Raw genomic sequence first — 26,990 nt, 5'->3', positions numbered from 1 at the left:
ATTAAAATTTAAAACTAACATTTACACCTATGTTGCGCAATGCAGGCATCATGAAATAGTCGATACCTTGATAGAAATTATCGGTAGAAGCCACAGCTTCCGGATCGAACGGAGCTTTGTTGTAAATCATCCAAAGATTGCGTCCAACCAGTGAGATGCGGATGTCACAAATATCACGAAGCATCTTTCTAGGGAATGTATACCCGAACGAAACTTCCTGCAAGCGGACATTGGTAGCCGAATAAGTATAGTATTGCGGGACAGCAGTACCTGCAGCCACCACATTATACCAATTTTCAGGAGCTATCCGGCCTCCGTCGTTGATGCCGACATAACCCAAGTCACGTGCGGCGGCAGTAGCCTCCGAAACGCCATAATAATCAAGAATAGCCTGTGTACGTGAGAATACGACACCACCCAAACGGGCAGAAATCATGAATCCCAGGTTGAAGTTGTTCCAACTGAAATTGTTTCTCCATGCAAGATTGCCTTTAGGCAGCACGCTTCCCAGTTTGATATAGTTTTTAGGATCGCTGATAGTCTGTGTCGCCACATTGCCGTTCTGGTCAACATAAATCCTTCCCTGATCGTCACGGGCCAAATCGATCTGCGAATAAAGGTCGCCCATCGTGCCTCCTTCACGAAGCAGGAAACGGGCTTCTCCCAATCCTCCCATATCCAGCTGGTCTACAGAGAATATTTCACCGGTAGCCGGGTTGACGGCATTGTCTGCCAATGTAAGGATCTTGTTGCCGTTCATTGAATAAGTGAAGCCTGTATCCCATGTAAACTTGTTCCATGTATTCTGGTAGTTCAAAGACAGTTCGACACCCTGGTTGCGCACAGCACCGGTCTGAATATAGATGGCAGAATAACCGCTGACAGACAATCTCGGATTGAATGTCTGGTTCTTGGTCTTTGCATTATAATAAGTAACATCCAGATCGAAATTCTTCAGGAAACGCATGGTCAAACCAACTTCAAACGATTCGGTACGCTCCGGTTTCAAATTGTACATCGGATATTGGGTAGTAATGCTCCACTGGTTGCCGTTCCATTCGTAACGCGGGTTGGCAAGATAACGCTGGAAAGGAGTACCTACCGATGCCCATGAACCGCGGATTTTCAGATAAGACAAATAGTCCTTATTCAAATTCGGCATCAGTTCAGACAAAAGCACAGAGGCTCCCACTGAAGGATAGAAGAACGACTTGCTTGTTGATTTCGGACCGGCAAGCTGTGAAGGCCAGTCATTGCGTCCGGTCAATGTCAGATAGTAAGTGCTCTTATAGCCGATTTCGGCAGAAGCAAAAATAGACTGTGTCTGTTCACGGTAACCGGTCTGCAAGCGCGTGCTGGTACTGCTCAAGTTCTGGATATTGAACCAGTTGGTCAATCCGACAGGCTCTCCGGAGAATTTGTCGGTACCGTCGGCAATAGGACCGCGCACCTGAACTGCATCCTCACGAACATCAGAAATAGAAGCACCTATATTTGCAGAAAGTGACCAGTCTGTTCCGAACGTTTTATTGATGTTCACCAGGAAGTCGGCATAAAGCTGTTTGTCCTGCGTCCGTGTGATGCTATAAAGTCCTCTGCTGGAACCCTCGGTCAGCTGGTCGTTGGTTGAAGCATAAAATTTCTCTGTATAGTCGTTGGTCGAGTTATCCAGACGCACACGCCCCGAAACACTCAGCCAGTCCAGAATCTCATAGCTCAATCCGGCATTCAGCATATAACGGTCCTTCTTGTTTTCGCGCAAGTTGCGGTAATTGATCCAATACGGATTCTGCATTGTCATTCCCGCGTCGCCAACCGGCCAATATTGCGTGTAAATTTTGCGTGCGGGGTCATACCGCTCATACATTCGGATATCTTCCCAGTCGTTTCCGCGCGGGAAAATATAAGCACCCACAATCGGGTTATTGTATACACCTTGATTTGTCATGTTCCGGTCGTTCTGCAAAACATAGCTGGCGCCGATATCCAGTTTCATCTTATCGTTAAGGAACGATGTAGTATTTCGCACCGTAAAGTTATAGCGGTTATACTTATTGTTGGGCACGATACCTTTTGAATTGACAGCTGCAGCCGAGGCGTATGTCTGGTTCTTTTCCGTACCGGTAGATAGAGAAACACTTTCCGTACCGATTATACCTGTTTGAAAATAATCGTTTTTCGGATCATAGCCGTAATAACTGTCCGCTGTCAGACGAGCTCCCCAACTGCGGTCGCCGGAAATAGAATACGCGCCTCCGGTGCCTGTTCCGTATCTGTTTTGAAATTCAGGCATCACAAACGGAGTGGAGAACTCAGTATTGCTGCTTACCGTAATGCTCAGTTTTCCTTCCTTACCTTTCTTTGTAGTGATGACAATGGCACCGTTGGCTGCATCCGAACCATAAAGAGCCGCAGCCGCCGCACCTGTCAGCACAGACATTGACTCGATATCTTCCGGGTTGATGTCCGCAATCGGTTCAGAACTACCTTTTGAATCGAATTCCGTTCCGCCTCCTTCGCTTGAACGTCCGGTAAACATCGGCACACCGTCAATCACATACAGTGCGTTAGACGACTGCATGATTGATTTTGTACCACGCATCACAACTTTTGAGATACCGCCCACGCCGGAAGATGAGGCGTTGATATTTACACCAGCCACCTTACCGCTCAAGGCATTGACAAAATTCACATCCTTATTCGTAGTGATTGCGTCCGACTTCACTTCCTGCACATTATAAGAAAGCGCCTTCTCCGCACGTTTGATACCTAATGCAGTAACGACAACTTCATCCAGAATCTCAGAATCCTCCCGCATTGTCAGATTAATGGAAGCCTGGCCAGATACGGGCATTTCAGTTGATTTATAGCCAATGTAGGAAAATTGAAGCGTTGCGTTCTCAGGAACAGTCAGCGTATAGTTTCCGTCAAAATCGGTGATAGTTCCGTTTGTCGTTCCTTTCTCCAGCACCGACACACCGATCAGCGGCTCGCCATTAGCATCCACAATCCTTCCTGATACTTGTTTGGTCTTTTTCCCTTCTTGCTTGACAGATGAAGATTCACTTTCCCGCTTTGACAAATAAACGACATTTTCATCTATACGATATGAAATGTCTTTTCCGGCCAGAGCTTTCTCCAGCACTTCATTGATGGACGCATCCTTCACATTCACAGCCTCAACAGGAACCGACTCCACTTCATCATCGTAAAAAAAACGATACTTTGATTGAGATTGAATTTGCTTGATCATCGTCCCCACCGTAGAGTTCGACAAAGCAAGATTCAGTTGTGCCGATACGAACTGCGTCGGAACAGTGAGCATAGCCGCAACCACCATTGCTCGAATCAACGAGCGATTGCACGAGTTTTTGCTTCTCATACTGAACTTTTTAAGGTTACACATTACGTTTAATTTATTATTTTTACGAGTTATTCCGTTTAGGATAACACTATTATAACATAGAGGACGGGAAAAACACTTACTTCTGAGATGAACTTTTTTGGGAAATTCCCTTATTTGTCTTAGACCCTATCGTTTAAAAATGCAGACATCAGAACCTTACAGACACCGAAATCTTACCGGCTAAAAATATTCGAAAAGAAAACGAGGAGAAGTAAAAATCCGTGCAGATGCGAAAGGCGTTCGCGCAAGATTTTAAGTGCCTTATACATATGTGCTTCTACCGTGCGCAAGGAAATACTCAGCGTATCCGCAATATCCTTATTCTTCATATCATAAAGATAACTCAACTTGAACACCTCCCTGCATTTTTCAGGCAAACCGTTGATTGCCTGAAAAATTTCCTGACGAAGCTCACGATTTTCGATACGCCTGATCACTTCAGACTGATCCGGCTGATAATATTCGAGCTTTTTTTTCATCAGTTCAGCTTCTTCAGCCGTATAATTCTCTACGACAGCCTTATGATTGAGCACATTAATGGCACGAGTATAAACAGAACGGTAAAGAAAAGACTGAATCTGACCGCCGAGTTCAACGGTATCCTTACGCTTCCATATTTCCAAAAACACGTCCTGTACTATATCTTCCGCATCGTCTTCCCCAACAAGACGCGCAGCATAGAATGACAGTCCGGCATAATAGCGTCGGAATAAAGTTCTGTATTTTTCTTCAAACTCATTTTCCATTTTCCCATTCAGCCTATTGTACTAGTTATGCAAGATAGACATGTGTTTTCTCCTGCATTATATTATATAACATTCAGGAAACAAAAAACACTTACAGAAGCAACTGAAAAAACGTCACGCACAATCTGGATAAAAGAAACCGACAGCACAAGCAACCTCAACGAGCCGGCAACTTCAGCGTAACGGATAAACGATACGAAGGTTATCAAGTTATATTTCAAAAAAAGAGAATAAAGAAAAAGATGAATTTACACGATTATTCTTTCAGCACAACAGTACTTATAACAAACATACCAGCGCTTACACAAAAGCACCATGAGTCTATTAAATATAAGGAACAAGTATCCTCTCCCGAGATGTCGGACATGCAATCCTGCCATTGAATAAACGCTCTGTTTATTTCCAGTTATCACATTACAAATCAGGAGCAAAAGGCGATGCGTTCTATTCTGCCACCTTTTACTCCTGATTCGAAAACCATCAGTCTATATAACGTTCGATAGTCTGCTCTCTGTCCGGTCCGACAGAAACTATTTTAATTGGAGTTTCCAACTGTTCTTCAAGGAATGTGATATAAGCATTGAATTCTTCGGGGAACTCATCTTCACTGGTCATCTTTGTCATATCCGTCTTCCAACCGGGGAATTCCGCATAAACCGGCTCCACTCCTTCGCTGATATCATAAGGGAAATAGTCGATTTCCTCGCCGTTTACCCGATAGGCTACACATGCCTTGACAGTATCAAAGCCATCAAGAACATCACTCTTCATCAAAATCAGCTTGGTCACGCCGTTAATCATTATCGCATAGCGCAAAGCCACCAGGTCAATCCATCCGCAACGCCGTTCACGGCCGGTTACCGCACCGTATTCATGTCCCAGGTCACGAATAGTCTTTCCTGTTTCGTCAAACAACTCCGTAGGGAACGGTCCGGATCCGACACGAGTGCAATAAGCCTTCATGATACCATAAACCTCACCGATTCTGTTCGGTCCGAGCCCCAGTCCCGTACAGGCTCCGGCACAAATTGTATTCGAAGAAGTAACGAACGGATACGAACCGAAGTCAACATCCAGCATTGTACCCTGAGCGCCTTCACAAAGGATGCTCTTTCCAGCCTTCAACAGTCCGTTCACTTCATGTTCACTGTCAACCAGATGGAATCCGCGCAAATAGTCAATGCCTTCCATCCATTGCTTTTCAAGTTCCGTAATGTCATATTCATAGTTCAGGCTCTTCAGAATCTTTTCATGACGCGCCTTGGCTTCCGCATATCTTTCAGCAAAATTATGAAGAATATCTCCCACACGCAGCCCGTTGCGGCTCACCTTGTCCGTATATGTCGGTCCGATACCCTTGCCCGTCGTTCCGACTTTTGCGTCACCTTTAGCCGCTTCATAAGCAGCATCCAGGATGCGGTGCGTAGGCAAAATCAGATGCGCCTTCTTTGATATGTGCAGACGTTCCTTCAACGGATGTCCGCTTGCCTCAAGCGCTTCAGCCTCAGCTTTAAACAAAGCCGGATCAAGTACAACGCCATTCCCGATGATATTTATCTTATCGCCTTGAAAGATTCCCGAAGGAATGGAACGGAGCACATACTTCTGCCCTTCAAACTCGAGCGTATGACCTGCATTCGGTCCGCCCTGGAAACGGGCAACCACGTCATAGCGGGGGGTCAGCACGTCAACGACCTTACCCTTACCTTCATCTCCCCACTGCAAACCTAACAAAACATCTACTTTCATGATTCTCTGTTTTATGTATTTTTCGTTATATTATTTTTCTTGCGCTTCATTCCCATGCACTTGCTGCAGAGTCCATAGATATACAGCGAATAATGCGACGCATGAAATCCTTTCAGCTTCGTTTCAGCTATGGCCTGCTTCAGGTTCTCATCTTCAAATTCCGACACTTTTCCACAGCAAGTGCAAATCATATGATGATGGGTTTCATTGTTATACGAACGTTCGTATTGGGAAGTGTTTCCAAACTGGTGCTTTATCACCAGTCCAGCATCAATCAGCAGAATGATCGTGTTGTAGAGCGTTGCACGGCTGACACGGAATTTTTCCTTATCAGCCATGTAAATATACAGACTGTCTATATCGAAATGCCCTTTGATCGAATAAATCGTATCAAGTATCGCATAACGTTCAGGAGTCTTGCGATGTCCGTTCTTCTGCAAATAATCAGTCAGTATCTGCTTTACCTTATCTTTTATATCCTCTTCCATCATTCAACTGTTCAGCGTTCAAAGTTAACCTTTTTTGCGTAATATAGAAAGATTATAGACTATATTCTATCTCATTTTTTATTTCCCGGGCAGCAGCAGCCACTTCCGGCTTCTCCGATTTCTGAAGGGGTCCCAACAGCTTCATCATTTTCTTTGCCTGCATACGGCTTTGCAGAGCCAGCTTGCACAGCGAAGCAGAAGCGGCTCTTTTGATCCATGCAGAATCCCCCTCAACGGCTGCGAAAGCCTGGTCGGTAAACTCCGCCTCGGCACGTTCGTCAAGCTTGAGGTCGTTAGCCAGCAGGCGGGTCATCAGCAGGAAGCCGCACAAACGGAAATACTCACGGTCGTCCGCAATCCACCTGAACACGACTTCCGAAGCATAAGGCAGACGCTGGAACAGCGTCATCACAGTATATTCAGCCAGTTCCGGACAGGACATGTCATCCATCCACATTTCAGCAATCTCCGGATAAAAAGTTTCGGCCGGCTGCAACATGCCTGCCATGATCTTGCACTCGCGTATATCTTCCTTCCACAAAGCCTGGGCAAGTGCATGGTCCGGCTTATAAGCGGAAGCGATTTCTTTCAGCCGGGGATATTCAATGCCGAATATCACCTTGTACTTCATTCCCTTGTCGCGCAAGCTCTGCGAAACCGTACCGTTCATGAACAGACGGAACTTCGACTTTATATCTTTTATCGTTTCATGTATATCATTCATATCATCATAGAGTTAAACCAACGGCACTCCGGCAACAGCAAGCAAAAGCAATCACAGATTGCTGTATTCCCTGCTGTAACGAAGCATCTGTTCGGCATATCCTTCCGTATAGTCTACGGACACATCCACTATCTTATTCTCACTGTCTGTCGTCGCCCTGTATACAGGGTTGACAAAGCCTTTGTATGGTGCCAGGTGCAATCTCCTGTAGCGTGCGAGCACTTCTTCATGAAGCTCCTTGTCGACTCTGACTCCATATTTTTCAACAAGCACTCGGGCCGCCTCAAAATCTCCCTCACTCTTGATTCGCTGTATTTCAGCAAGCAGCCGTCCAAACAAATCCCTGAGAGCCGGATAGTCATTTATCTTCACATACGTCTTTCCGTCCCGCTTCACCAGCTCCACTACACGGGCGGAAGCTCCATGCTCCAGCGCCCACCGGGCTATCAACTGCCGGTTGCGCATATGCGCTTCTTCCACATTGCATCCAGGCTCTATCCGCACCAGCTGGGTCATCAGTCCATTCATCATATACGAATAGTATTCAGCCTTATATGCTTCCGTGTCCGGCGTGAGCTTCAACTCCACCAGCTTGGCATCAGGCAAGAAATACAACCCGAACAGATCGGCACGGGCTTCTTCAACAGTAGAGCCATAAGCTTTCAGGGCATCCGGATCGACACCTGGAAGAAGCTTGCCCGAACCATGCCCCAGACATTCATGCAGATCGGTATGAAGGTTGTCGGTCAGATCGGCATATTTGTCAAGAAGTGCCTTCTCATCCTCGCCATATACAAATTCTTCACGGAAACCGTTGCCTCGGGCCGCCTTGTTGTAAGCGTCAATCAAGTTGCCGATAGTTACAGACTTCGAACCATGAACGCTGCGGATCCAATTGGAATTCGGCAGATTGATTCCGATCGCTGTGCTCGGATACAGATCTCCGCCCAAGATGGCCGCTGTAATGACCTTGGCAGATACTCCGGTAACCTTTTCTTTTCTAAAACGCACGTCTGCCGGCGAATGGTCTTCAAACCACTGGGCATTGCTGCTGATTGTTTCCGTACGGCGGGTAGCTTCCAGATCCTTGAAATTCACGATCGACTCCCAACTGGCTTTCATGCCCAAAGGATCCCCGTAACTCTCAATAAAACCGTTCACAAAGTCTACATGCGACTCCGTATCCTTCAGCCATTCGATTGAATATTCGTCAAAAGTATGCAGATCGCCGGTCTGATAGAATTCAATCAGCAGGCGGATCACCTTGCGCTGCGAATCATTCTCCGCAACCGTTTCCGCTTTCTCCAGCCAGCCTGTTATCTTTTCGATGGCAGAACCGTACATTCCGCCCGCCTTCCAAACCTCTTCTTTCAGCCGCCCGTTCTCTTTGACAAGCCGGCTGTTCATTCCGAACATCACGGGCTTATCGTTTCCCGGTTCTTTCTGCGCCGCATAAAACGCTTCCGCCTCCTGCTGGGTAACCCCTTCATAATAGTTGGCGGCAGAAGTCTGTACCAGATCTTCTCCGTCTGCCTGATTAACCCGCTTAGACATTACGGAAGGATCGAACATAACCGGAAACAGTTTTCCGCACATGGCTTCTTTGGTTTCTCCTTCCTCTAAAGGCAGCCGCGATTCATCCAGCGAATCAACCAGTTGTCTGAAATAGCCTTCAGAAAAGTCCGGAACAAATTTATCACAAGCATAATGGTGATATATTCCGTTTGAAAACCACACCCGTTTAAGATAAACTTCAAAGGCACGGAACTCATCTGTCGTCCGCTCTCCCTCATAATCCGTATAGACCGCCTCCAGCAGGCGGCGGATCTGCAGATTATATTTCCCGTTCTGGTCAAACAGAATATCTCTTCCTTCAAGCGCAGCCTGCGACAAATAATAAACCAATGTCTTTTGCCTGAGCGACAATTCGTCGAATCCGGGCACACGATACCGAAGCAGCTGCAAATCAGCGAACTGCTCTACCGTATAAACAAAACCATTATCCTTTTCCTTCATTTCTTTTCCTGTAATTATTGGGCGTTTCACCCAGATTTCTGTAAAAAGCAGCATAAAATGACTGACGGTTTGTAAAACCTGCCATCGCTCCGATTTCCTCAATGCTCCTTTCCGCATGCCTCCTGTCCTGAAGCAGACGGAGGGCTTCCTTAATCCGATAGTCATTCAGCAGGCAGGAATAATTCTTGCCGAAACGAGAATTGATGACAGCCGACAGATAACGTGAATTTGTATGCAGATCTCTGGCTAAATCCTTGGCTGTGTAATACGGGTCCCGATATTTTTTCTGGCCTTCCACTATATCAACAATTTTTCTATACAGCTCGTCAGCCAGCCTGACGCGCATCACAGTCCGATAAGACGGCTTTTTATCCTTCTGCTCTCTCAAATTATAAGGCAACCGCTTCCCGGTTCCGCCTCCATCATCCGCATTAAGCTTTTCCTGCTCCACCATTTCATCTGCCTTATTAAAAACCATTCGTAAAAAATAAAATTACAAAAATGGCAGAAGTTTTTTTATTCTGCAAGTTTTGACCTATTTATTTCTGCCCGAAGAAAGGGCCGCCATTGCCTGCGACAAAAGTTGGCGAAAGAATGAGCAAGTCCGAAGCCTCTCGCCGGAAAGTTTGTCTTCAGGCTAAAGACATGTATCTCCAGCCTGGAGATATGCGTCTTCAGCCTGGAGATTTATATCTCTAACCTGAAGAAACAGATTACTCCAATGCAAAATGCTCTTTTCCCGCATCTATCGAACGCACAGCATTTGCACAACAAGTGGAACCAAGCGTTGCTTCTCTTTATAAAAGAATCATTACCTTTGCAGCAAATCACGAACAAGATGACAAAAGAATTGATGCTAAATACCCTGAAAGCCTATTTCGGCTACACACAGTTCCGGCCATTGCAGGAAGATATCATAACAAACATCATGCAGAAAAAAGACACGCTTGTCCTTATGCCTACCGGAGGAGGAAAATCCATCTGCTTCCAGCTCCCGGCTCTCATGATGGACGGAACAGCCATCGTCATCTCCCCGCTTATCTCACTCATGAAAGATCAGGTGGAGGCTCTTCAGGCAAACGGCATTCCGGCCTACGCGCTGAACAGCATGAACGACGAAACGACCAATGCGCGTCTGAAACAAAAGTGCCTGCAAGGGAAAGTGAAGCTGCTCTACATATCGCCCGAACGCATCCTGTCAGAAATCAACTTTCTCCTGCGCGACATCAAAATATCTCTTTTTGCCATTGACGAAGCGCACTGCATCTCGCAATGGGGCCATGACTTCCGTCCGGAATATACGCAGCTGAAACTCCTGCGGGAGAGCTTCCCGAATGTTCCGGTCGTGGCGCTGACAGCAACCGCCGACAAGATTACACGCGAAGACATCGTGCGGCAACTCGACATGCACGCCCCGAAAATCTTCATTTCGTCATTCGACCGCCCCAACCTCAGCCTGGAAGTCAAACGCGGATACCAGCAGAAAGAAAAGATACGAACCATCACAAACTTCATCCTGCGGCACAAGAACGACAGCGGAATCATCTACTGCATGAGCAGGAACGGAACGGAGAAGGTTGCCGAACTGCTGAGGAAAGAAGGTTTCAGCGTCGCTGTCTATCATGCCGGACTGAGCAACGCCCAACGCGAAGCAGCACAAGACGACTTCATCAACGACCGTGTGCAAATCGTATGCGCCACCGTGGCTTTCGGTATGGGAATCGACAAATCAAACGTGCGCTGGATTATCCACTACAACCTGCCCAAAAGCATCGAAAGCTTCTATCAGGAAATCGGACGGGCAGGGCGCGACGGGCTCCCGAGCGAAACCTTGCTGTTCTATTCGTTCGGCGACATCGTCATGCTGTCTAAATTTGCAGAAGACAGCGGACAACAGGAAATAAACAGGGAAAAGCTGGAACGCATGAGGCAATACGCTGAAACGGACATCTGCCGCCGACGGATTCTGCTGAACTATTTCGGAGAAAACATGGATCATGACTGCGGAAACTGTGACGTCTGCAAAAACCCGCCGGAACGGTTTGACGGCACTGTCATCGTACAGAAGGCTCTCAGCGCAATCATGAGAACCGACCAGAAAGTCGGCATGCACACGCTGATAGACATTCTGAAAGGTTCGCCTACTCAAGAAATCACGGCAAAAGGGTATCATAACCTGAAAACGTTCGGCGCAGGAAGGGATGTCCCGGCGCGCGACTGGCAGGATTTTCTTCTGCAAATGTTGAATCTGGGCTTCTATGAGGTAGCATATAATGAAAACAATCACCTGAAAATAACCGATGCGGGACGCAAGGTCCTGTTCGGCCGCGAACGGGCACAGCTGGTGGTTATCAAAAGAGAAGAAAGAGTTTCCAAAACAGCAGAGAAGAAGAAACATACGGCATCCGCAAAACCTGCCGCTACTCTTTTCGACCGTCCGGCATCAACAGATGACGCGCTGTTCGAAGAACTCCGCCAACTGCGTAAAAAACTTGCCGACCAACAAGCTATACCGCCCTATATTGTACTGTCAGACAAGACGCTAAAACAAATCTGCATCCAAAAGCCTGTCACACTCGACGAGTTCGGAGAAATAAGCGGAATCGGAGAATTCAAAAAAACACATTACGGAAAGGACTTCACCGATGCCATAAAGAAGTTCCTTTCAAGCAACAGGCTCTGAAACAACAGACAGGGCATAAAGGAAACGGGATTTCATACGCTGAATTTGCGAGCATACGAAATCCCGTTTCCTTTGTATTTATGTCGGATACGACTCAGTCCGGCAACAGCAATTCTATTTCAAAAGTATGCCTTCCATCGGTTTCCGCTTCTTTTCGGGAATAACCGAATCGGCAGCATAGCCAAGCGGAATCAGAACAGCAGGCTCAATTCCGGCCGGAAGGCTCAATGCCTCAGCGCATAACCGGACATCGAAATTGCAGACCCAACAGGTTCCCAGACCAACTTCGGTGGCTGCAAGGCAAAGATGTTCTACCGCAATGGCCACATCAATGTCGCCATGATCCTTCCCGTCAGACGGACGATGCCACGATTCGTTGTGATTGACACATGCAACGACAATGCAAGGAACCGAAGCAATCCAGTCCCGCGGGTAAGCCCTTTTAAGAGCTTCCAATGCAGTGCCCTCCGTAACGACAGCAAACCGCCACGGCTGAAAATTGACCGCCGAAGGAGCCATCCGGACACATTCCATGATGTAATCAAGTTTGGACTGCTCTACCGGATTAGGCAGATATTTTCGCACCGAATGTCTGGACTTTACCAAATCAAGCATTTTCATAACTCCACCTTTCCTTTTCTAAACAGCCAAAAGCAATATCAGTAACTGAGCTGTCAAAATACGCAAAAACATAGCCAATGGATAAACCGTTGAATAACCTACCGCCGGAGCGTCATTTCCAGAGGTCTGGTTGGCATAAGCCAATGCAGGGGGGTCTGTGTTGCTTCCGGCAATAAGTCCCATCAGCGTAAAATAATTGACCTTATGATGCCAACGTGCCACCGCACCAATGATAATCAGAGGCAGGAAGGTTATCAGAAATCCGACCCCCACATAAAGCAACCCGTCGCCCTCAATGACTGTCTGCACAAAATTCTCTCCCGCCTTGATTCCGACACTTGCAAGAAAGAGAACCAGGCCGACCTCACGAAGCATCAGATTTGCACTCATGGTAGTATAAGTGACCAGCTTCACTTTATAGCCGAAACGTCCTATCAGGATAGAAATGATAAGCGGACCACCGGCAAGACCCAACTTCACCGGAGTAGGCATACCCGGAATGGCAATAGGCAGACTGCCGAATATGATACCGCAGAGAATACCTGCGAAGATAGTCACGATGTTCGGATGGTCAAGACGCTTCAACTGATTACCCAGCAGATTGGCTACGCGTTCGATAGCGTCCCGCGGACCGACAACCATCACACGGTCACCGACCTGCAAGCGCAGTTGGCGCGAAGCGAACAAATCCATACCCGAACGGTTCACTCGCGTCACATTTACACCGTACATACTGCTGAAATGAATCTCACCTAACGTCTTTCCGTTAATGCTGGGCTGAGTAACCAGGATACGACGCGACACCATTGTCTTGTCGTGCTGGTCGGTGATTCCCCACTCCTGCTCCACTCTCGGACCAATGAAGGCCACAATCGCTTCAGCATCATCTTCCGCACAGATAATATACATCCGGTCGCCCAAATGAAGTTCCGTCTTAGAACTAGGCGTATGCATATGTTCATTCTGGATAATGCGCGAACAAACGAAGTCACGCGCAAGGAAGTTCTGCACCTGCGACAAGGTTTTCCCGTTCAAAGCCTCGTTATGGACTTCCAGAGAAAGAGAGAACGGTTTCAGATGCGGGTTTGCTTCTTCCTGCTGCTGTATCTCTTTCATTTCCTCAGCCAAATCCACCCGGCAAAGGTAACGGATAACAATCGTAGAGAGAATAATGCCCATTACGCCCAACGGATAGGCACATGCATATCCCATAGCGATTTCCGGACCGTTGTAATGCAGCTGCTGCAACGCTTCGTTCGCAGCACCAAGTCCCGGAGTATTGGTCACCGCACCGCAAAGGATACCCACCAGCATCGGAATCTCAATGCGGCCCTGCAATGCATAATAGCAGACTAAAGCTACGGCAATATTCAGCGCCACCACACCGACAGCCAGAAGGTTCAGCGTTATACCTCCTTTCTTGAATGATGAGAAAAAAGACGGACCTACCTGAAGACCGATACAGTAGACAAACAGAATAAGTCCAAAATCTTGCAGGAATGAAAGAATGGCCGGATTACCGGTAAAGCCAAAGTGTCCGGCCAGGATTCCAGCAAACAAAACAAAAGTTACTCCAAGCGATATGCCGAAGAACTTAATTTTCCCCAACAACACCCCTAAAGTGATGACAAATGCATAAAGCGCCACTATATGGGCGATGGAATTGGGGTTTGTCAATAAATCTTGTAGCCAATTCATAATATTAAATCATTTCAATTTGCTGACAAATGTAACCAATTAAAAACAACATGACAAACTTTTCTTTCACAATATACGAAAAGCCAGACATAAAAAAGCCGGACATTCCCTATGGCTCGCACAAAAACACGCCCGCTCCTTCAGTTATACCAGAAGCAGGACACGGCCTTTGCCGTTGAAACGGACACGGACATCCATTAAAAAAATATCCCGATGCCATCTGCCGGCACCGGGATACCTGTTGGGAATATTGAAATTTTCTGCATTACCAGATGTTCACGCGCTTTTCCGGAGCAACATACAAAGAATCGTCTGCAGTAATGCCGAACGCATCATACCATGCCTGGATGTGAGGAAGCGCACCGTTCACGCGCCATTTGCCCAAAGAGTGAGGATCAGACTTGGTATACACGCGGATCTGCTCGTCACGGATGTTCCCGGCCCACAAAGTGGCGTAAGCGATAAAGAAACGCTGCTGCGGAGTGAATCCTTCCTTCACTTCCAAAGGAGCATCCTTCGTTGCATTCTGGAATGCCAGATAAGCCACATTCAGACCTCCATGATCTGCAAGGTTCTCACCCAATGTCAGCTGGCCATTGCCATGCAGTCCCGGAAGCACTTCGATGTTGTTAAAGAAATCAACCATAACCTGAGCACGTTCCTTGAAACGTTCCGCGTCACCTTCGGCCCACCAGTCTTTCAAATTTCCGTCCTTATCGAACTGGCGGCCCTGATCATCGAATCCGTGAGTCATTTCATGGCCGATAACCACACCGATGGCACCGTAGTTGGCTGCATCGTCAGCATCCATATTGAAGAAAGGAGGCTGAAGAATAGCTGCGGGGAAACAGATTTCGTTTGTAGACGGATTGTAATAAGCATTTACAGTCTGCGGGGTCATCAGCCACTCTTCTCTGTCCACCGGCTTGCCCAAACGGCTGATCATATCATTGAATCCCCATTCAGAAGCACGGCAAACATTCGCCCAATAAGAATCTTTCTTGACTTCCAGTTTTGAATAGTCCTTCCACTTGTCCGGATAGCCCACCTTTACATGGAAAGCAGCCAGTTTTTCATGTGCTTTGACTTTCGTACTGTCACTCATCCACTCCTGCGCATCGATACGTTCGCCCAAAGCTACCTGCAAGTTATTGACAAGCTTCACCATACGCTCCTTTGCAGCCGCAGGGAAATACTTCTCTACGTACATCTGTCCGACCAGCTCGCCCAACATGCCGTTTACCGAATTTACCGCACGTTTCCAGCGAGGCTGGTTCACCTGACGGCCAGACAGCACTTTTCCGTAGAAATCAAAGCGGGCAGCCACGAAATCATCGCTCAAGCAAGAAGCCGCTGCATCAAGCAGATTATATTCCAGATAAGAAACATGCTTTGATACCGGCAAAACGTTTATCAGACGTGCAACTTCCTGAATCGGCTCAACCTGCTCCACATTCAATTCTGTCGGAGGCTGAATACCCAGTCCGATCATGAAAGCGTTCCAGTCAATGCCAGGAATCTGCTTCTTCAGATCAGCATAAGACATCTTGTGGTAGTTTGCTTCCGGATCCCTCAATTCGGTTGCACTGCGGGACTTCTTTGCGATGCTTGTTTCTATTTCCATTACATCAGCCACCTTCTGCTGCGCTTCTGCCTCAGAGAAACCGGCCAGCGTAAACAGTTTGCCGATGTATTTCTTATATTCATTACGGATGTTTTCAGTGATGCTGTCTGTATCCAGATAATATTCTTTTTCGCCCAAGTTGATACCGCCTTGTCCCATCTGGAATATATTCAGCGCACTGTTCTTCGGGTCTGCATATACATAGAAACTGAAATACGTACCTATACCTTGGTTGCGGCGCATCTCGACAGCCATCGGAATAATCTGCTTTTTGTCGGTCAGGGAAGCAATCTTATCAAGCATCGGCTTGATTGGCGTGTATCCCTGCTCATTCAAAGCGACACTGTCCATCGCCATATTGTAGAGATCGCCGACTTTCTGTGCTGTTGTACCCTGCTCATTCTGCTGTGCAGCCAACCCTTCGATCAGTTCTCGCAACTGCTTCTGGTTGTTTTCTGCCAGCTGGTCAAATGTGCCGTAACGGGAATATTCGGCAGTCAGCGGATGCGCTTCGTTCCATCCGCCACATGCATAGCGGAAAAAGTCCTGACCTGCCGACACTGTAGTGTCCATATTTGCCAAGTCAATGCCCGAAGTATTTTTTACTTCTTTTTGTCCGCCGCAACTTGACAATACAGCCAAAGTCATTGCAGCCACGGTCAAATAATTTTTCTTGTTCATAATCTGTTTATTTTAAATAATCAATTCCTTTCCATACCCTCCAGTTCCAGCGAAGCGTTCTCCCATTCTTCTTCAGCCTCAGCTATCTGCTTTTTGATCCGTTGATGCTCTTCATAAAGCTTTACATCAGAAGCCCCTTCGGGAGTAGACATTCTCGTTTCCAGTTCTGCGACCTGCGCTTCAAGCTTCTCAATACGTTTTTCACAATCCGCAACCAGTTTCTCCAGTTTGCGCACCTTTTTGTTCTGCTCTTTCCGCTCTTCATACGAAAGTTTGCTTTCGGTTGGAAGAATTTCCTTTTTCTCCTCTACAGCCGCAGGCGATTTGGAAAGCTGCAGCTCGTCAAGGTTTTCTATCTTCTTTTTCTGAAGGAAGTCATAGATGCCTCCCAGATGTTCACGAACCTCACCTCCGCCAAACTCATAAACTTTAGAAACCAGACCGTCCAAGAAATCACGGTCGTGAGAAACAACAATTACCGTTCCGTCAAACTCCTTGATCGCTTCTTTCAGAACGTCTTTTGACCGCATATCCAAATGGTTGGTAGGTTCGTCGAGAATCAACAGATTGACAGGCTCCAGCAGCAGACGAATCATGGCCAGGCGGCTCCGCTCTCCACCGGAAAGCACTTTCACCTTCTTGTCCGAGGCTTCACCGCCAAACATAAAGGCACCCAGTATATCACGGATCTTCAAACGGACATCGCCTTTCGCCACACGGTCTATCGTATCGAATACCGTCAGATTCTCGTCAAGCAACTGTGCCTGGTTTTGTGCAAAATAGCCGATCTGCACATTATATCCGATCTTCAGGTTTCCTTCGTAAGGAATCTCTCCCATGATACACTTGACCAAAGTAGACTTACCTTCTCCGTTCTTGCCGACAAACGCAACCTTGTCACCCCTGTGAATTGTAAGATTCACGTCATGAAAAACAACGTGATTTCCATACGCTTTCTTTACATCCTCACAGATCACGGGATAGTCGCCAGACCGGACAGCGGGCGGAAACTTCAGATGCAAGGCCGAATTGTCTTCCTCGTCTATTTCTACAGGCACGATCTTTTCCAACTGCTTGATACGGCTCTGCACCTGCACGGCTTTGGTAGCCTTGTAACGGAAACGCTCGATAAAATCTTCGGTTTCCTTTATTTCTTTCTGCTGGTTTTCGTAGGCGCGCAACTGTTGTTCGCGACGCTCCTTGCGCAATACAACATACTCGTCATAAGGAACCTTGTAATCATAAATGCGCCCGCATGAGATCTCAATGGTGCGGTTAGTCACATTATTGATAAATGCCCGGTCATGGCTGACAAGCACGACAGCTCCCGTACTCGTTTTCAGAAAGTTCTCCAACCACTGGATGCTTTCGATATCCAGATGGTTGGTCGGCTCGTCAAGCAACAGCACATCGGGACGCCTCAACAGAATCTTTGCAAGTTCGATACGCATGCGCCAGCCGCCGCTAAACTCCGAAGTGGGACGGTCGAAATCACTGCGCACGAAACCAAGCCCCATCAATGTACGTTCAATGCTTCCCTTGTAGTTCGTTCCGCCCAGCATAAGAAAGCGCTCGTTTTCGTGCGTGAAACGATCAATCAGCTGATGGTAGCTTTCCGAATCATAATCCGTACGCTCCGCCAGTTCCCTGTTCATCCGCTCCAGACTCTGCTGCATCTCAAAAATATGACTGAAAGCCGTTTCCGCCTCTTCCATCACCGTACGCGTATCGCTCAACACCATCACCTGAGGCAAGTATCCTACCGTTACGCCACGCTGTACTGCAACGGTTCCGTCAGTAGGATTCTGAAGACCGGCAAGAATCTTCAGCATGGTCGATTTTCCCGCTCCGTTCTTTCCCACCAATGCTATGCGGTCTTTCTTGTTTATCACGAAAGAAACGTCTTCAAACAAAGGTGTTGCCCCAAATTCAACTTTCAGTCTTTCTATCGAAATCATAAAAAATACTCTTCAACTTTACAAAGTGCTCGCAAAGTTACAACTTTTCAAGCAATATCACGTAAATGCAATTCGTTTTTTGCCTTTCATTACCTTTCAGTCCGTTTCCGTAGCCTATACAATTGATAAGAATTAACAATATTGTGCCATACACTATAAAATCCGGCAGCGATTGATGTTACGGGAGTAAAAAAAGTATATCCGAGCCAAATGGCAAAAACAGTATTCTTCTGCCCCAACGCCTGACCGGCACTGATCGAATCGCCATAACAGTTTCCAATCCGCTTGCCAAAATAAAATTGCGCAATGCAGCATAGAAAAGAAACAACGGCAAGGCCTATCTGATACCATACAGCAACCTCACTATGCACGATGCTCTTCACCGTCAGCGCAATAGCCAGCATCAAAGCAACCGCCCACATGTAAAACGACACATTCTGCATGCCGGCCAGCCTGGCATGGAGTTTCGGACAAAGGAAACGCAACAATACTGCCAAGACAAACGGGCAAAGCAACATAGGAAACACTTTTCCCATAATTCTTGTAAAAGATACGCCGAACGATTCGCCCGCGTTCGGACTCAGCAACGGCACGACCAACGGTATCAGCAAGGCCGCCAAAAAATTGACAAGGATCGTATAAGTGGTAACCCGTGCCGCACTTCCTCCCAATTTAAACGTAATGACCGCACTGGCAGTAGCCGTGGGGCAAATCAGACAAAGCATGGCACCTTCCACCAGCACCCGCCCTGAGAAACCCGGGAAACAGACAAGCAGCAGCCCGAGAAGCAAGAAACATCCGCCTTGTATCAGCAGCAGCCAGACATGCCACTTGCAAGGATGCAGATCCTGAAAGCTTATCTTACAGAACGACAGCAGAAGCATACAGAATATCAGCATCGGCTGTACGATATCAACAGCCCTCAACACATAAGGTTTGGCAGGAGCCAGCCAGGGAATATTCACATAAACAAAATAAATCAGCACCCCCATTCCCATCGCGATGGGCAATGTCCAATTCCTGCAAAAACGAAGAACATCCATAGGACTAAATAAAAAATGGCGGGCATTTCGCCCGCCTATACATTTATATATTACTACAATATCACTTGCAGTTGCCCGCACAACGAGGCTTGATCTGCTTAAAGAAGTCATTGCCCTTGTTGTCCACCAGAATGAATGCCGGGAAGTCTTCCACTTCAATCTTCCAGATAGCTTCCATTCCAAGTTCAGGATATTCTACACACTCTATGCTCTTGATGTTGTTCTGAGCCAGAATTGCAGCAGGACCTCCGATAGAGCCGAGATAGAAACCTCCGTGCTTCTTGCAGGCATCTGTCACTGCCTGGCTGCGATTGCCTTTTGCCAGCATGATCATACTGCCCCCATGGCTCTGGAACAAGTCGACATAGGGATCCATACGGCCCGCTGTAGTCGGTCCCATCGAACCGCATGCCATTCCTTTCGGAGTTTTGGCAGGTCCGGCATAATAGATCGGATGGTCTTTGATATACTGCGGAAGCTCCTCGCCCCTGTCCAGACGTTCTTTCAATTTAGCATGAGCGATATCACGCCCTACGATAATCGTACCGTTCAATGACAGACGAGTAGCCACCGGATACTTGTCGAGTTCGGCAAGTATTTCATTCATCGGACGGTTCAGGTCAATCCGCACAGCGTTGCCTTCGCCCGCCTGACGCAATTCTTCCGGAATCAGTTCGCCCGGATTTGAGTCCAGCTTCTCAATCCAGATACCGTCCTTATTGATCTTGCACTTGATGTTGCGGTCAGCAGAGCAAGATACGCCCAGTCCCACCGGACAAGAAGCGCCGTGACGAGGCAGACGGATAATGCGTACATCATGCGCATAGTATTTGCCTCCGAACTGAGCGCCCAAACCGATATTGTGAGCTGCTTCCAGCACTTTCTTTTCAAGTTCGACATCACGGAAGGCACGGCCATACTCATTGCCTGTAGTAGGCAGATTATCATAGAAGTGAGTAGAAGCCAGTTTCACCGTCAGCAAGTTTTTCTCGGCCGAAGTGCCTCCGATAACAAACGCAATATGATAAGGAGGACAAGCTGCCGTACCCAGCGTTTTCATTTTCTCAACCAGGAACGGAACCAAAGTTTCCGGATTCAAGATGGCTTTTGTTTCCTGATACAAATACGTCTTGTTGGCAGAACCGCCACCTTTCGTTACGCACAGGAATTCGTATTCCATTCCTTCGGTAGCTTCCAGATCAATCTGTGCAGGAAGGTTGCAGCGAGTGTTCACTTCATCATACATTGTCAGCGGCGCATTCTGAGAATAGCGCAGGTTGTTCTCGGTATATGTCTTGTAGACTCCGAGCGACAAAGCCTCTTCATCACAATAGCCTGTCCATACCTGCTGTCCCTTTTCACCGTGAATGATGGCAGTCCCCGTATCCTGACAGAAAGGCAAAACACCTTTTGCAGCCACTTCCGCATTGCGCAAGAAAGTCAGAGCAACATACTTGTCGTTCTCGCTCGCTTCCGGATCATGCAGAATCTTGGCCACCTGTTCGTTATGCGAACGGCGCAACATAAAAGAAACATCATGAAAAGCGGCGTTAGCCATAGCCGTAAGACCCTCTTTTTCAATCTTTAAGATAGGTTTTCCTTCAAACTCACTTACAGACACATAGTCTTTTGTAAGCAGATAGTATTCAGTCGTATCCTTACCTTTTTCGAACATCGGCTGATACTTGAATTCTGGTGTTGCCATAATAAATATGAATTAATTGTTAGTTATCGTGAGGCAAAGTTACAAAGTATTATTGAAATTTTTCCTTAAATCCTGCTTAAAAATTCGCCCAAGTTTATGCCTGAAAACAGAAACTCTTCCACAGGATCTCTATCTCCAGCCTAAAGATATATATATCTAGGATAAAGATACATATCCCCAGGCTAAAGACATGTATCTTTAAGCTAAAGACCGAGAATGCCACGGCATGTTTTTCTTTTCTTCATAACCAAAATCAACCGGGCGCTGGCTGACAAAAACTTTACATTCCGCACCGTTTATTCCCCAACGGCACGAAGCAGTTCCTTTTCAAGTTCATCAACGCCGGGAAAGCCCACATAACGACGCTGAAGCTTTCCGTCATGGCTGATAATCAAGTAAGCCGGTATGCCTGTCACACCATAGGCGGAACAGAGGTACTTCCACTGCGCGTCATTCAGACGATAGTGCACACCCGTCATTTCCTTCAAATTATCTTTCCACGTATTTTCAGGAGAAGACGGACCAGTCAGGTAGACATATACCACATCTTCATCAGCAAGTTTCTTCTTCAGCGGAAGAACAGACTTCATGCTTTTCTTGCACGGACCGCACCAGGTGGCCCAAAAATCAATCAATATGGCATGGCCCTTGTGCGCAGAAATAATCTGAGGCAAAATGTCAGCACCTGCAACATTACTTCCGAGCGAAGCTATCACAGCCCCCTGCATCGACCGGCTGCGCGCTGCCTGCGAACGCAAGTCTGTTTCCTTTTGCAGAACATAACTGGCAATATCCTTCAATTCGAGTCCTTTCAGAATTTTCTTGTCAGCAGAAGATAGTTCTGAATTTTTAAGCAAGTTCTTACAGATCGGCTGTACTTGTTCTATGTCTTTTTTCACCAGCTCCGCCATCTGTTCATTGCTGAACAATGTTTTCTCAACCGAACGATACGCTTTCAAGGCTTCTGATTCGCCTTCCGCAGCCAGCTCCGAGTTTATCAGTTCTGCGGCGCCGTCAAACCAGGCTTTCTGTTTCTTCCCGTAATGGTCTTTATGCAAACGTGAGGCAGACATGCTTAACAATGGAAGATTGACATAAGCTGTAAACTCCTCATCAGGCACGAGAAATAATTCCATTTTTGCCTCATTCACATATAAGGTTGCCAGCGTAGGCTGAAGCAGATCTACCTCAAAATGGAACAATCCGTCATGATGAACATGGATATCTTCTCTCCATGAAGAAGGGAACAGGCCGTCAGCATACTCCAGATTCATAGCCAACCGCATGTCTGGTTCGTATCCCAACAAATAGCCGTTCACTATGGCTTTTCCTGCCGAGAATCCGGGTTCAGGCAGTTCATTGCTCCTCTTCGGCTTTCCAGTCGTCAGAAAATCCGGGACATAGACATAAGGCTCTTCACGGCTCAGCTGCACCCCCCAAATAATCCATCCGGCTTCCGGCTCCACAAAGTCCACTTCATGCACCCCTACCGGAACTGGAGCAAAAGAAAGCACCACATCCAGCCGCCCGCTTTCCGGAATCAATTCAGGCTCAGTCGTTCCGTCAATAGAAACTCCCCCTGCCTCACGCAAGCGGAAAGTCGCATTATCCGAACGCAGACATGTATGGGAAGAAATAACGACGGGCGTACCGGCCTTACCGTACATGACGGCATCCACTTGAGTCTGTTCGGCGGTAAGTATGATTTTCTTTATCTCTATATCAGAAGTGTTGGCTGTCACAAACCCCGGACGTTCAACCACTTTTTTCATCCGGGTCTGAGCCTGCACGCCCAAAGCCAACAAACAAAACAGGAGAATGCTTCCTATATATTTCGTCGCCATAAACTTTCCTCCAGAATTCTTTGTTAAAGCAAATTCTTCAGACGGTCGATCAACTCATTACCCAATTCCGTCTTCACCTTGATATGCTCAAGCACGGCGGTAACAAACGGATTGCTTTCAAACACTCCGCGCACCTCCTCAAAATCCCGCACTTGCTCTTCCCTGCTTCCGTCAGCACCGAATCCGGTCATTGAAGTCAGTGAAAATTCTTTCTTGGCATCTTCATAAACCAACTTGTCAAGCCCGACAACGGCTTCCTGCCACCTTCTTACAATAGCCACAACATCTTTTGCCGTAACAGTATCCGGATCCAGATGATAAAACTCCAGTATCTTACCATAAGCCCATGTCCATTCATAGATGTAATAATTGGCATGCATTTCGGCAAACCGCGCATGAATTTCATCCACAGTGGTCAGCGTTCCGCTTTCAATATCCTCCATCAGACGCTCAATTTCACTCTTCGGAGCAATCAGCCCGGAAACGTCCACCCATTCGCCCTCACCCACCGAAGTGTCCGGCAGCAAGCGGCGGCGGATCTCCTCATCACTTCCGAAAGACTTTATTTCCAGACGTTTGATAATAGAGTTTCCGAGGAACTTATGTATGGCGGTTTCATAAAACTTAATGCCATTGTTCAAAGAAGAATTCTTTATTTTCGCACTCTGATACGAATAAATCTCCGATGTTTCTCCCGACACACGCGCCAGTTCCTTCAAGATATTCCGCCCTACCATCATTTTCTGAATCGTATACGGACTGAGCAAATTATAATTGATCTGATCCAGTTTGCAAGGATCCTTGCGCTGGTCGCGCTTCGGCCATTTCTGCGCATCACGAATCGTACCAACACTGCGCAGATTCACTCCAGGCACCAGATAAGTGGTATTCTTGTCTTCTATCAGATAAGAAAACGGCAGATTCGACGTATCCGGATGAGCGACATGACGCCCCATAACCAACGAAAACGCACCGATACGCGCAGGCCACAGAATATACGAATCGGATGTCGTTTTCGCTCCCCGCTCAAGCGCACCCTGATGAATGGGGCCCAACTTATACATATGGTTGCTTTGGTTCGAACCGGAACCGGCGTTCATGAACGAGAACATGCCGGCAATAAGCAAAGTCGATTTATGGTGAGTCACCGTAAACGGACCTGCAAAAATAGCACATGCCTCACCGTTTTCTTCCTGGCAATTGCTGAAGAAAAGCGAATCAGAAGCAGAATAAGTATGTCCCAGATGACAGGCCTGCCCCACAAAACAACGGGCAAGCATTGTGCCGTCCTCCACATGCGAACCGCTCGAAATGATAAAATCATCGCAAATAACTCCATATCCGATATGTACCGGGGCATACTGGTTGCTGTTCACACTACCGTTTTTCAAGCGGCCCGCACCTTCTATCTGGCAATAATCTCCGATGCGCACATTCTTTATATAACCGGAATTGACAATCGTGACATGGCTTCCGATCGTTCCGGTTGCAGAGGCGTGCCTCTCGGCATAATCCTCTACAATCCGCTTCATCCGCTCAATCAGTTTGGGGCGGTGGCGATACAGTGCCATGATATATGCCTGGTGTGCAGACAAACGGTCGTGAATATACACCTCACGCCCGCCAGTTTCATTCAGCACAGATACTTCTACACCATTCCCAAAACGGCTCCGTCCATCCACAAGGATAATATCCACATTCTCGATGAATGTGCTGTCGCCAATCTCATAATTGGCGATATAATTCTTCACATTTTCGATATAGCAGTTATCACCGACCACCACATTATATAATGTAGCATAATACAGTCCGGAATGTTTGGTTATCCCTCCGGCAAGCCTGAACTCCTTATCAAAGCATCCCAGGCGGATTTCTCCGGAAAAACGGATATGATGTATATGGTCAGGACGGAAACCATCCGTCACCTTCACCATACTCCAGTCGGAAGCCATGCAGTGCTGCGCTTCCAGCCGTGAGATTTCTTCAGCCGTAAGTGAACGATATTGCTTCATTGTTCGTCGTCGTAAGTTTGATACAAAAAGTCATTATAAGGATACTTCTGCACATGAAGCTGCTTTACCTTCTTGTACAGCAACGCGCGGAATTCTTCCAGATTGGTCTTCTCCCGTGCAGAGATAAAGATGCAGTTATCATCCAGCTTCGCCATCCATGTACGCATCAGTTCATCCAGCGTAATGTTTTCTTTCGTCCGGGGAGTCAGATCATCCTCGTCTTTCTCTATATAAGAGTAAGCGTCAATCTTGTTGAAGACAATCATGGTCGGCTTTCCGCCCGCTCCGATATCAGCTACCGTTTTGTCGACCACCTGAATCTGTTCTTCAAAGTCGGGATGCGAAATGTCAACCACATGCACCAGCAAATCCGCTTCGCGAACTTCGTCCAGCGTCGATTTGAACGAATCGACCAAATCGGTAGGCAGTTTGCGTATGAAACCTACCGTATCCGAAAGGAGAAAAGGAAGATTCTCTATTATCACTTTACGGACAGTCGTATCGAGAGTAGCAAAAAGCTTGTTTTCTGCAAAGACATCACTTTTTGCCAGCAGGTTCATCAGTGTCGATTTTCCCACATTCGTGTATCCCACGAGCGCAACACGGATCAGACGACCGCGATTCTTACGCTGTGTAGACTTCTGCGTATCTATTTCCGCCAAACGCTGTTTCAACAGCGACATGCGGTTCAGAATAATACGGCGGTCCATTTCGAGCTGCGTTTCACCGGGACCGCGAAGCCCTACCGAACCTTTTCCTCCGCCCGCACCGGAGCCTCCGCCCTGACGTTCCAGGTGAGTCCACAACCGTTGCAGGCGTGGCAGCATATATTTATATTGTGCCAGTTCCACCTGCGTCTTGGCGTTTGCAGTCTGCGCGCGCATTGCAAAAATGTCCAAAATCAATGAAGTCCGGTCCAGAATCTTCACGTTCAATTCTTTCTCGATGTTTCTGATCTGTTTTGCAGAAAGTTCATCATCAAAAATCACCATTCCGATCTCAGTGTCTTCGCTTTCATTCTGCACAGCCAAATACTCCTTGATTTCCTGCAGTTTACCTTTTCCCACATAAGTTACAGAGTTGGGAGTGTCGATTTTTTGCGTAAAGCGTTTCACAACCTCCGCCCCTGCCGTTTCTGCGAGGAAAGCCAGTTCGTCCAAATATTCGTTCGTCTTGCGTTCATTCTGAGTCTGCGTAATCAAACCCACCAGCACAGCCTTTTCGGTCTGCGCGTCAGATATAACAAATTCTTTCATTCAATGTGATTCAACTATTCAATCGCAAACTTAAATAAAATTCTTGATTTTATATATTTCTGAAATAACTTTTTATGAATTACTTGATTGAAAGCACGCCGCAGAAAAGCAACGCGTCTTACAGCATGCAATCCACCACAAAAGAAACTATTGTCTGCGCATAAAATACTGCGCCTGCATGAATTTTACGGAAAGTACCGTTCGCCATATGCCAAAACTTCGTAACTTTAGCCACAAAAAACAATTCACATTCAAACAACTCTGAAAATCGTCAATTATGAAAAGCTTAAAGTTTTGTATATTGCTGATCGGAATGTTTCTAGCTGCAGGAACAAACACGCATGCCACCAATCTGGAAAACAGCGACAAGTCTTCTGCAACGGCAAAGAAAACGCGAAGTGAAACATTCGTCTACTCAGACAAGCAGTCCTGGGAACCGGCGGGAAAAGGCGTAACACGACAGGTGATGGGGTATGACGGCCAGGTAATGATGGTTAAAGTGAAATTTGAGAAAGGTGCAGTAGGCACTTTACACACACATTATCATACCCAAACAACTTATGTTGCCAGCGGCAAGTTTGAATTCACCGTCGGCGGTGAAACAAAGACCGTAGAAGCCGGCGACGGCATCTATATGGAACCGGACGTTCCGCACAGCTGCACCTGTCTGGAAGCCGGTATGCTGATAGACTGCTTCTCACCGATGCGTGCCGATTATCTGAAAAAATGAAAAAAA

The 26,990-nt window shown here is 47.1% G+C and carries 18 protein-coding genes; 2 read left to right on the top strand and 16 right to left on the bottom strand.

Features of this window, described 5'->3' with window-relative positions; all coding sequences use genetic code 11:
• Nucleotide 1: 1 nt before the first annotated feature.
• The 7 genes from QUW60_RS02515 to QUW60_RS02485 all read right to left on the bottom strand — a co-directional run bounded on the left by QUW60_RS02515 (nucleotide 2) and on the right by QUW60_RS02485 (nucleotide 9,583).
• The gene (locus QUW60_RS02515; RefSeq protein ID WP_289558324.1) at nucleotides 2-3,382 is read right to left on the bottom strand and encodes a TonB-dependent receptor; all 3,381 of its coding nucleotides are present in this window, start codon (nucleotides 3,380-3,382) and stop codon (nucleotides 2-4) included.
• A gap of 197 nt (nucleotides 3,383-3,579) precedes the next feature.
• Nucleotides 3,580-4,152, bottom strand: coding sequence for an RNA polymerase sigma-70 factor (locus QUW60_RS02510; RefSeq protein WP_289558323.1), 573 nt, complete (start codon nucleotides 4,150-4,152; stop codon nucleotides 3,580-3,582).
• A 480-nt stretch (nucleotides 4,153-4,632) separates the two neighbouring features.
• On the bottom strand, nucleotides 4,633-5,901 hold the full coding sequence (locus QUW60_RS02505; protein WP_289558322.1) for an adenylosuccinate synthase: 1,269 nt from the start codon (nucleotides 5,899-5,901) through the stop codon (nucleotides 4,633-4,635).
• Nucleotides 5,902-5,912: 11 nt separating this feature from the next.
• Nucleotides 5,913-6,389 (bottom strand): Fur family transcriptional regulator, encoded by a 477-nt coding sequence (locus QUW60_RS02500; RefSeq protein WP_258338302.1) that lies wholly within the window; start codon nucleotides 6,387-6,389, stop codon nucleotides 5,913-5,915.
• Nucleotides 6,390-6,441: 52 nt separating this feature from the next.
• Nucleotides 6,442-7,113 (bottom strand): DNA alkylation repair protein, encoded by a 672-nt coding sequence (locus QUW60_RS02495; RefSeq protein WP_289558321.1) that lies wholly within the window; start codon nucleotides 7,111-7,113, stop codon nucleotides 6,442-6,444.
• 51 nt (nucleotides 7,114-7,164) lie between these two features.
• Nucleotides 7,165-9,129 carry a dipeptidyl-peptidase 3 family protein gene (locus QUW60_RS02490; protein ID WP_289558414.1) on the bottom strand — a complete coding sequence of 655 codons (1,965 nt, stop codon included), beginning with the start codon at nucleotides 9,127-9,129 and terminating at the stop codon, nucleotides 7,165-7,167.
• Nucleotides 9,113-9,583 carry a helix-turn-helix domain-containing protein gene (locus tag QUW60_RS02485; protein WP_289558413.1) on the bottom strand — a complete coding sequence of 157 codons (471 nt, stop codon included), beginning with the start codon at nucleotides 9,581-9,583 and terminating at the stop codon, nucleotides 9,113-9,115. The genes QUW60_RS02490 and QUW60_RS02485 overlap by 17 nt, the downstream gene beginning before the upstream one ends.
• 399 nt (nucleotides 9,584-9,982) lie before the next feature.
• On the opposite strand from QUW60_RS02485, the gene recQ reads away from it, so the two are divergent.
• A complete protein-coding gene (gene recQ, locus QUW60_RS02480; RefSeq protein WP_258338300.1) occupies nucleotides 9,983-11,812 on the top strand; it encodes a DNA helicase RecQ in 1,830 nt (609 codons plus the stop codon).
• Nucleotides 11,813-11,926: 114 nt separating this feature from the next.
• Here the strand turns inward: recQ and QUW60_RS02475 are convergent, their stop codons facing one another.
• From QUW60_RS02475 to hflX, 9 genes are all read right to left on the bottom strand, one after another.
• Nucleotides 11,927-12,433, bottom strand: a complete 507-nt coding sequence (locus QUW60_RS02475; protein WP_258338282.1) for a nitroreductase family protein — start codon at nucleotides 12,431-12,433, stop codon at nucleotides 11,927-11,929.
• 18 nt (nucleotides 12,434-12,451) lie between these two features.
• Entirely contained in the window at nucleotides 12,452-14,131 is a 1,680-nt protein-coding gene (locus QUW60_RS02470) for a putative transporter (RefSeq protein ID WP_258338281.1), read from the bottom strand.
• Between the two features lie 265 nt (nucleotides 14,132-14,396).
• Nucleotides 14,397-16,436, bottom strand: coding sequence for a M13 family metallopeptidase (locus QUW60_RS02465; RefSeq protein ID WP_289558320.1), 2,040 nt, complete (start codon nucleotides 16,434-16,436; stop codon nucleotides 14,397-14,399).
• Nucleotides 16,437-16,456: 20 nt separating this feature from the next.
• Entirely contained in the window at nucleotides 16,457-18,394 is a 1,938-nt protein-coding gene (gene abc-f, locus QUW60_RS02460) for a ribosomal protection-like ABC-F family protein (RefSeq protein ID WP_289558319.1), read from the bottom strand.
• Between the two features lie 89 nt (nucleotides 18,395-18,483).
• On the bottom strand, nucleotides 18,484-19,437 hold the full coding sequence (locus QUW60_RS02455; protein ID WP_258338278.1) for a transporter: 954 nt from the start codon (nucleotides 19,435-19,437) through the stop codon (nucleotides 18,484-18,486).
• A 61-nt stretch (nucleotides 19,438-19,498) separates the two neighbouring features.
• Nucleotides 19,499-21,142 (bottom strand): fumarate hydratase, encoded by a 1,644-nt coding sequence (locus QUW60_RS02450; RefSeq protein ID WP_258338277.1) that lies wholly within the window; start codon nucleotides 21,140-21,142, stop codon nucleotides 19,499-19,501.
• Between the two features lie 296 nt (nucleotides 21,143-21,438).
• Nucleotides 21,439-22,986 carry a TlpA family protein disulfide reductase gene (locus tag QUW60_RS02445; protein WP_289558318.1) on the bottom strand — a complete coding sequence of 516 codons (1,548 nt, stop codon included), beginning with the start codon at nucleotides 22,984-22,986 and terminating at the stop codon, nucleotides 21,439-21,441.
• A 23-nt stretch (nucleotides 22,987-23,009) separates the two neighbouring features.
• Nucleotides 23,010-24,998, bottom strand: coding sequence for a DUF4954 family protein (locus QUW60_RS02440; protein ID WP_289558317.1), 1,989 nt, complete (start codon nucleotides 24,996-24,998; stop codon nucleotides 23,010-23,012).
• Nucleotides 24,995-26,254: a GTPase HflX gene (gene hflX, locus QUW60_RS02435; protein ID WP_258338274.1), complete on the bottom strand. Its 1,260-nt coding sequence runs from the start codon at nucleotides 26,252-26,254 to the stop codon at nucleotides 24,995-24,997. Before hflX ends, QUW60_RS02440 begins: the two co-directional genes overlap by 4 nt.
• A gap of 277 nt (nucleotides 26,255-26,531) precedes the next feature.
• Here hflX and QUW60_RS02430 point away from each other — a divergent pair, with 277 nt between their 5' ends.
• On the top strand, nucleotides 26,532-26,984 hold the full coding sequence (locus QUW60_RS02430; protein WP_289558316.1) for a cupin domain-containing protein: 453 nt from the start codon (nucleotides 26,532-26,534) through the stop codon (nucleotides 26,982-26,984).
• Nucleotides 26,985-26,990 lie beyond the last annotated feature (6 nt).

The organism is Bacteroides gallinaceum, assembly GCF_030373775.1.
Taxonomy (GTDB): domain Bacteria; phylum Bacteroidota; class Bacteroidia; order Bacteroidales; family Bacteroidaceae; genus Phocaeicola; species Phocaeicola excrementipullorum.
Note: the sequence above shows the minus strand (reverse complement) of the source record. Positions and strands in the feature narration are given on the sequence as shown.

Coding starts and splice junctions, on each gene's coding strand:
- QUW60_RS02515 (WP_289558324.1), bottom strand. CDS start 3,382: ATGAGAAGCAAAAACTCGTGCAATCGCTCGTTGATTCGAGCAATGGTG.
- QUW60_RS02510 (WP_289558323.1), bottom strand. CDS start 4,152: ATGGAAAATGAGTTTGAAGAAAAATACAGAACTTTATTCCGACGCTAT.
- QUW60_RS02505 (WP_289558322.1), bottom strand. CDS start 5,901: ATGAAAGTAGATGTTTTGTTAGGTTTGCAGTGGGGAGATGAAGGTAAG.
- QUW60_RS02500 (WP_258338302.1), bottom strand. CDS start 6,389: ATGGAAGAGGATATAAAAGATAAGGTAAAGCAGATACTGACTGATTAT.
- QUW60_RS02495 (WP_289558321.1), bottom strand. CDS start 7,113: ATGAATGATATACATGAAACGATAAAAGATATAAAGTCGAAGTTCCGT.
- QUW60_RS02490 (WP_289558414.1), bottom strand. CDS start 9,129: ATGAAGGAAAAGGATAATGGTTTTGTTTATACGGTAGAGCAGTTCGCT.
- QUW60_RS02485 (WP_289558413.1), bottom strand. CDS start 9,583: ATGGTGGAGCAGGAAAAGCTTAATGCGGATGATGGAGGCGGAACCGGG.
- recQ (WP_258338300.1), top strand. CDS start 9,983: ATGCTAAATACCCTGAAAGCCTATTTCGGCTACACACAGTTCCGGCCA.
- QUW60_RS02475 (WP_258338282.1), bottom strand. CDS start 12,433: ATGAAAATGCTTGATTTGGTAAAGTCCAGACATTCGGTGCGAAAATAT.
- QUW60_RS02470 (WP_258338281.1), bottom strand. CDS start 14,131: ATGAATTGGCTACAAGATTTATTGACAAACCCCAATTCCATCGCCCAT.
- QUW60_RS02465 (WP_289558320.1), bottom strand. CDS start 16,436: ATGAACAAGAAAAATTATTTGACCGTGGCTGCAATGACTTTGGCTGTA.
- abc-f (WP_289558319.1), bottom strand. CDS start 18,394: ATGATTTCGATAGAAAGACTGAAAGTTGAATTTGGGGCAACACCTTTG.
- QUW60_RS02455 (WP_258338278.1), bottom strand. CDS start 19,437: ATGGATGTTCTTCGTTTTTGCAGGAATTGGACATTGCCCATCGCGATG.
- QUW60_RS02450 (WP_258338277.1), bottom strand. CDS start 21,142: ATGGCAACACCAGAATTCAAGTATCAGCCGATGTTCGAAAAAGGTAAG.
- QUW60_RS02445 (WP_289558318.1), bottom strand. CDS start 22,986: ATGGCGACGAAATATATAGGAAGCATTCTCCTGTTTTGTTTGTTGGCT.
- QUW60_RS02440 (WP_289558317.1), bottom strand. CDS start 24,998: ATGAAGCAATATCGTTCACTTACGGCTGAAGAAATCTCACGGCTGGAA.
- hflX (WP_258338274.1), bottom strand. CDS start 26,254: ATGAAAGAATTTGTTATATCTGACGCGCAGACCGAAAAGGCTGTGCTG.
- QUW60_RS02430 (WP_289558316.1), top strand. CDS start 26,532: ATGAAAAGCTTAAAGTTTTGTATATTGCTGATCGGAATGTTTCTAGCT.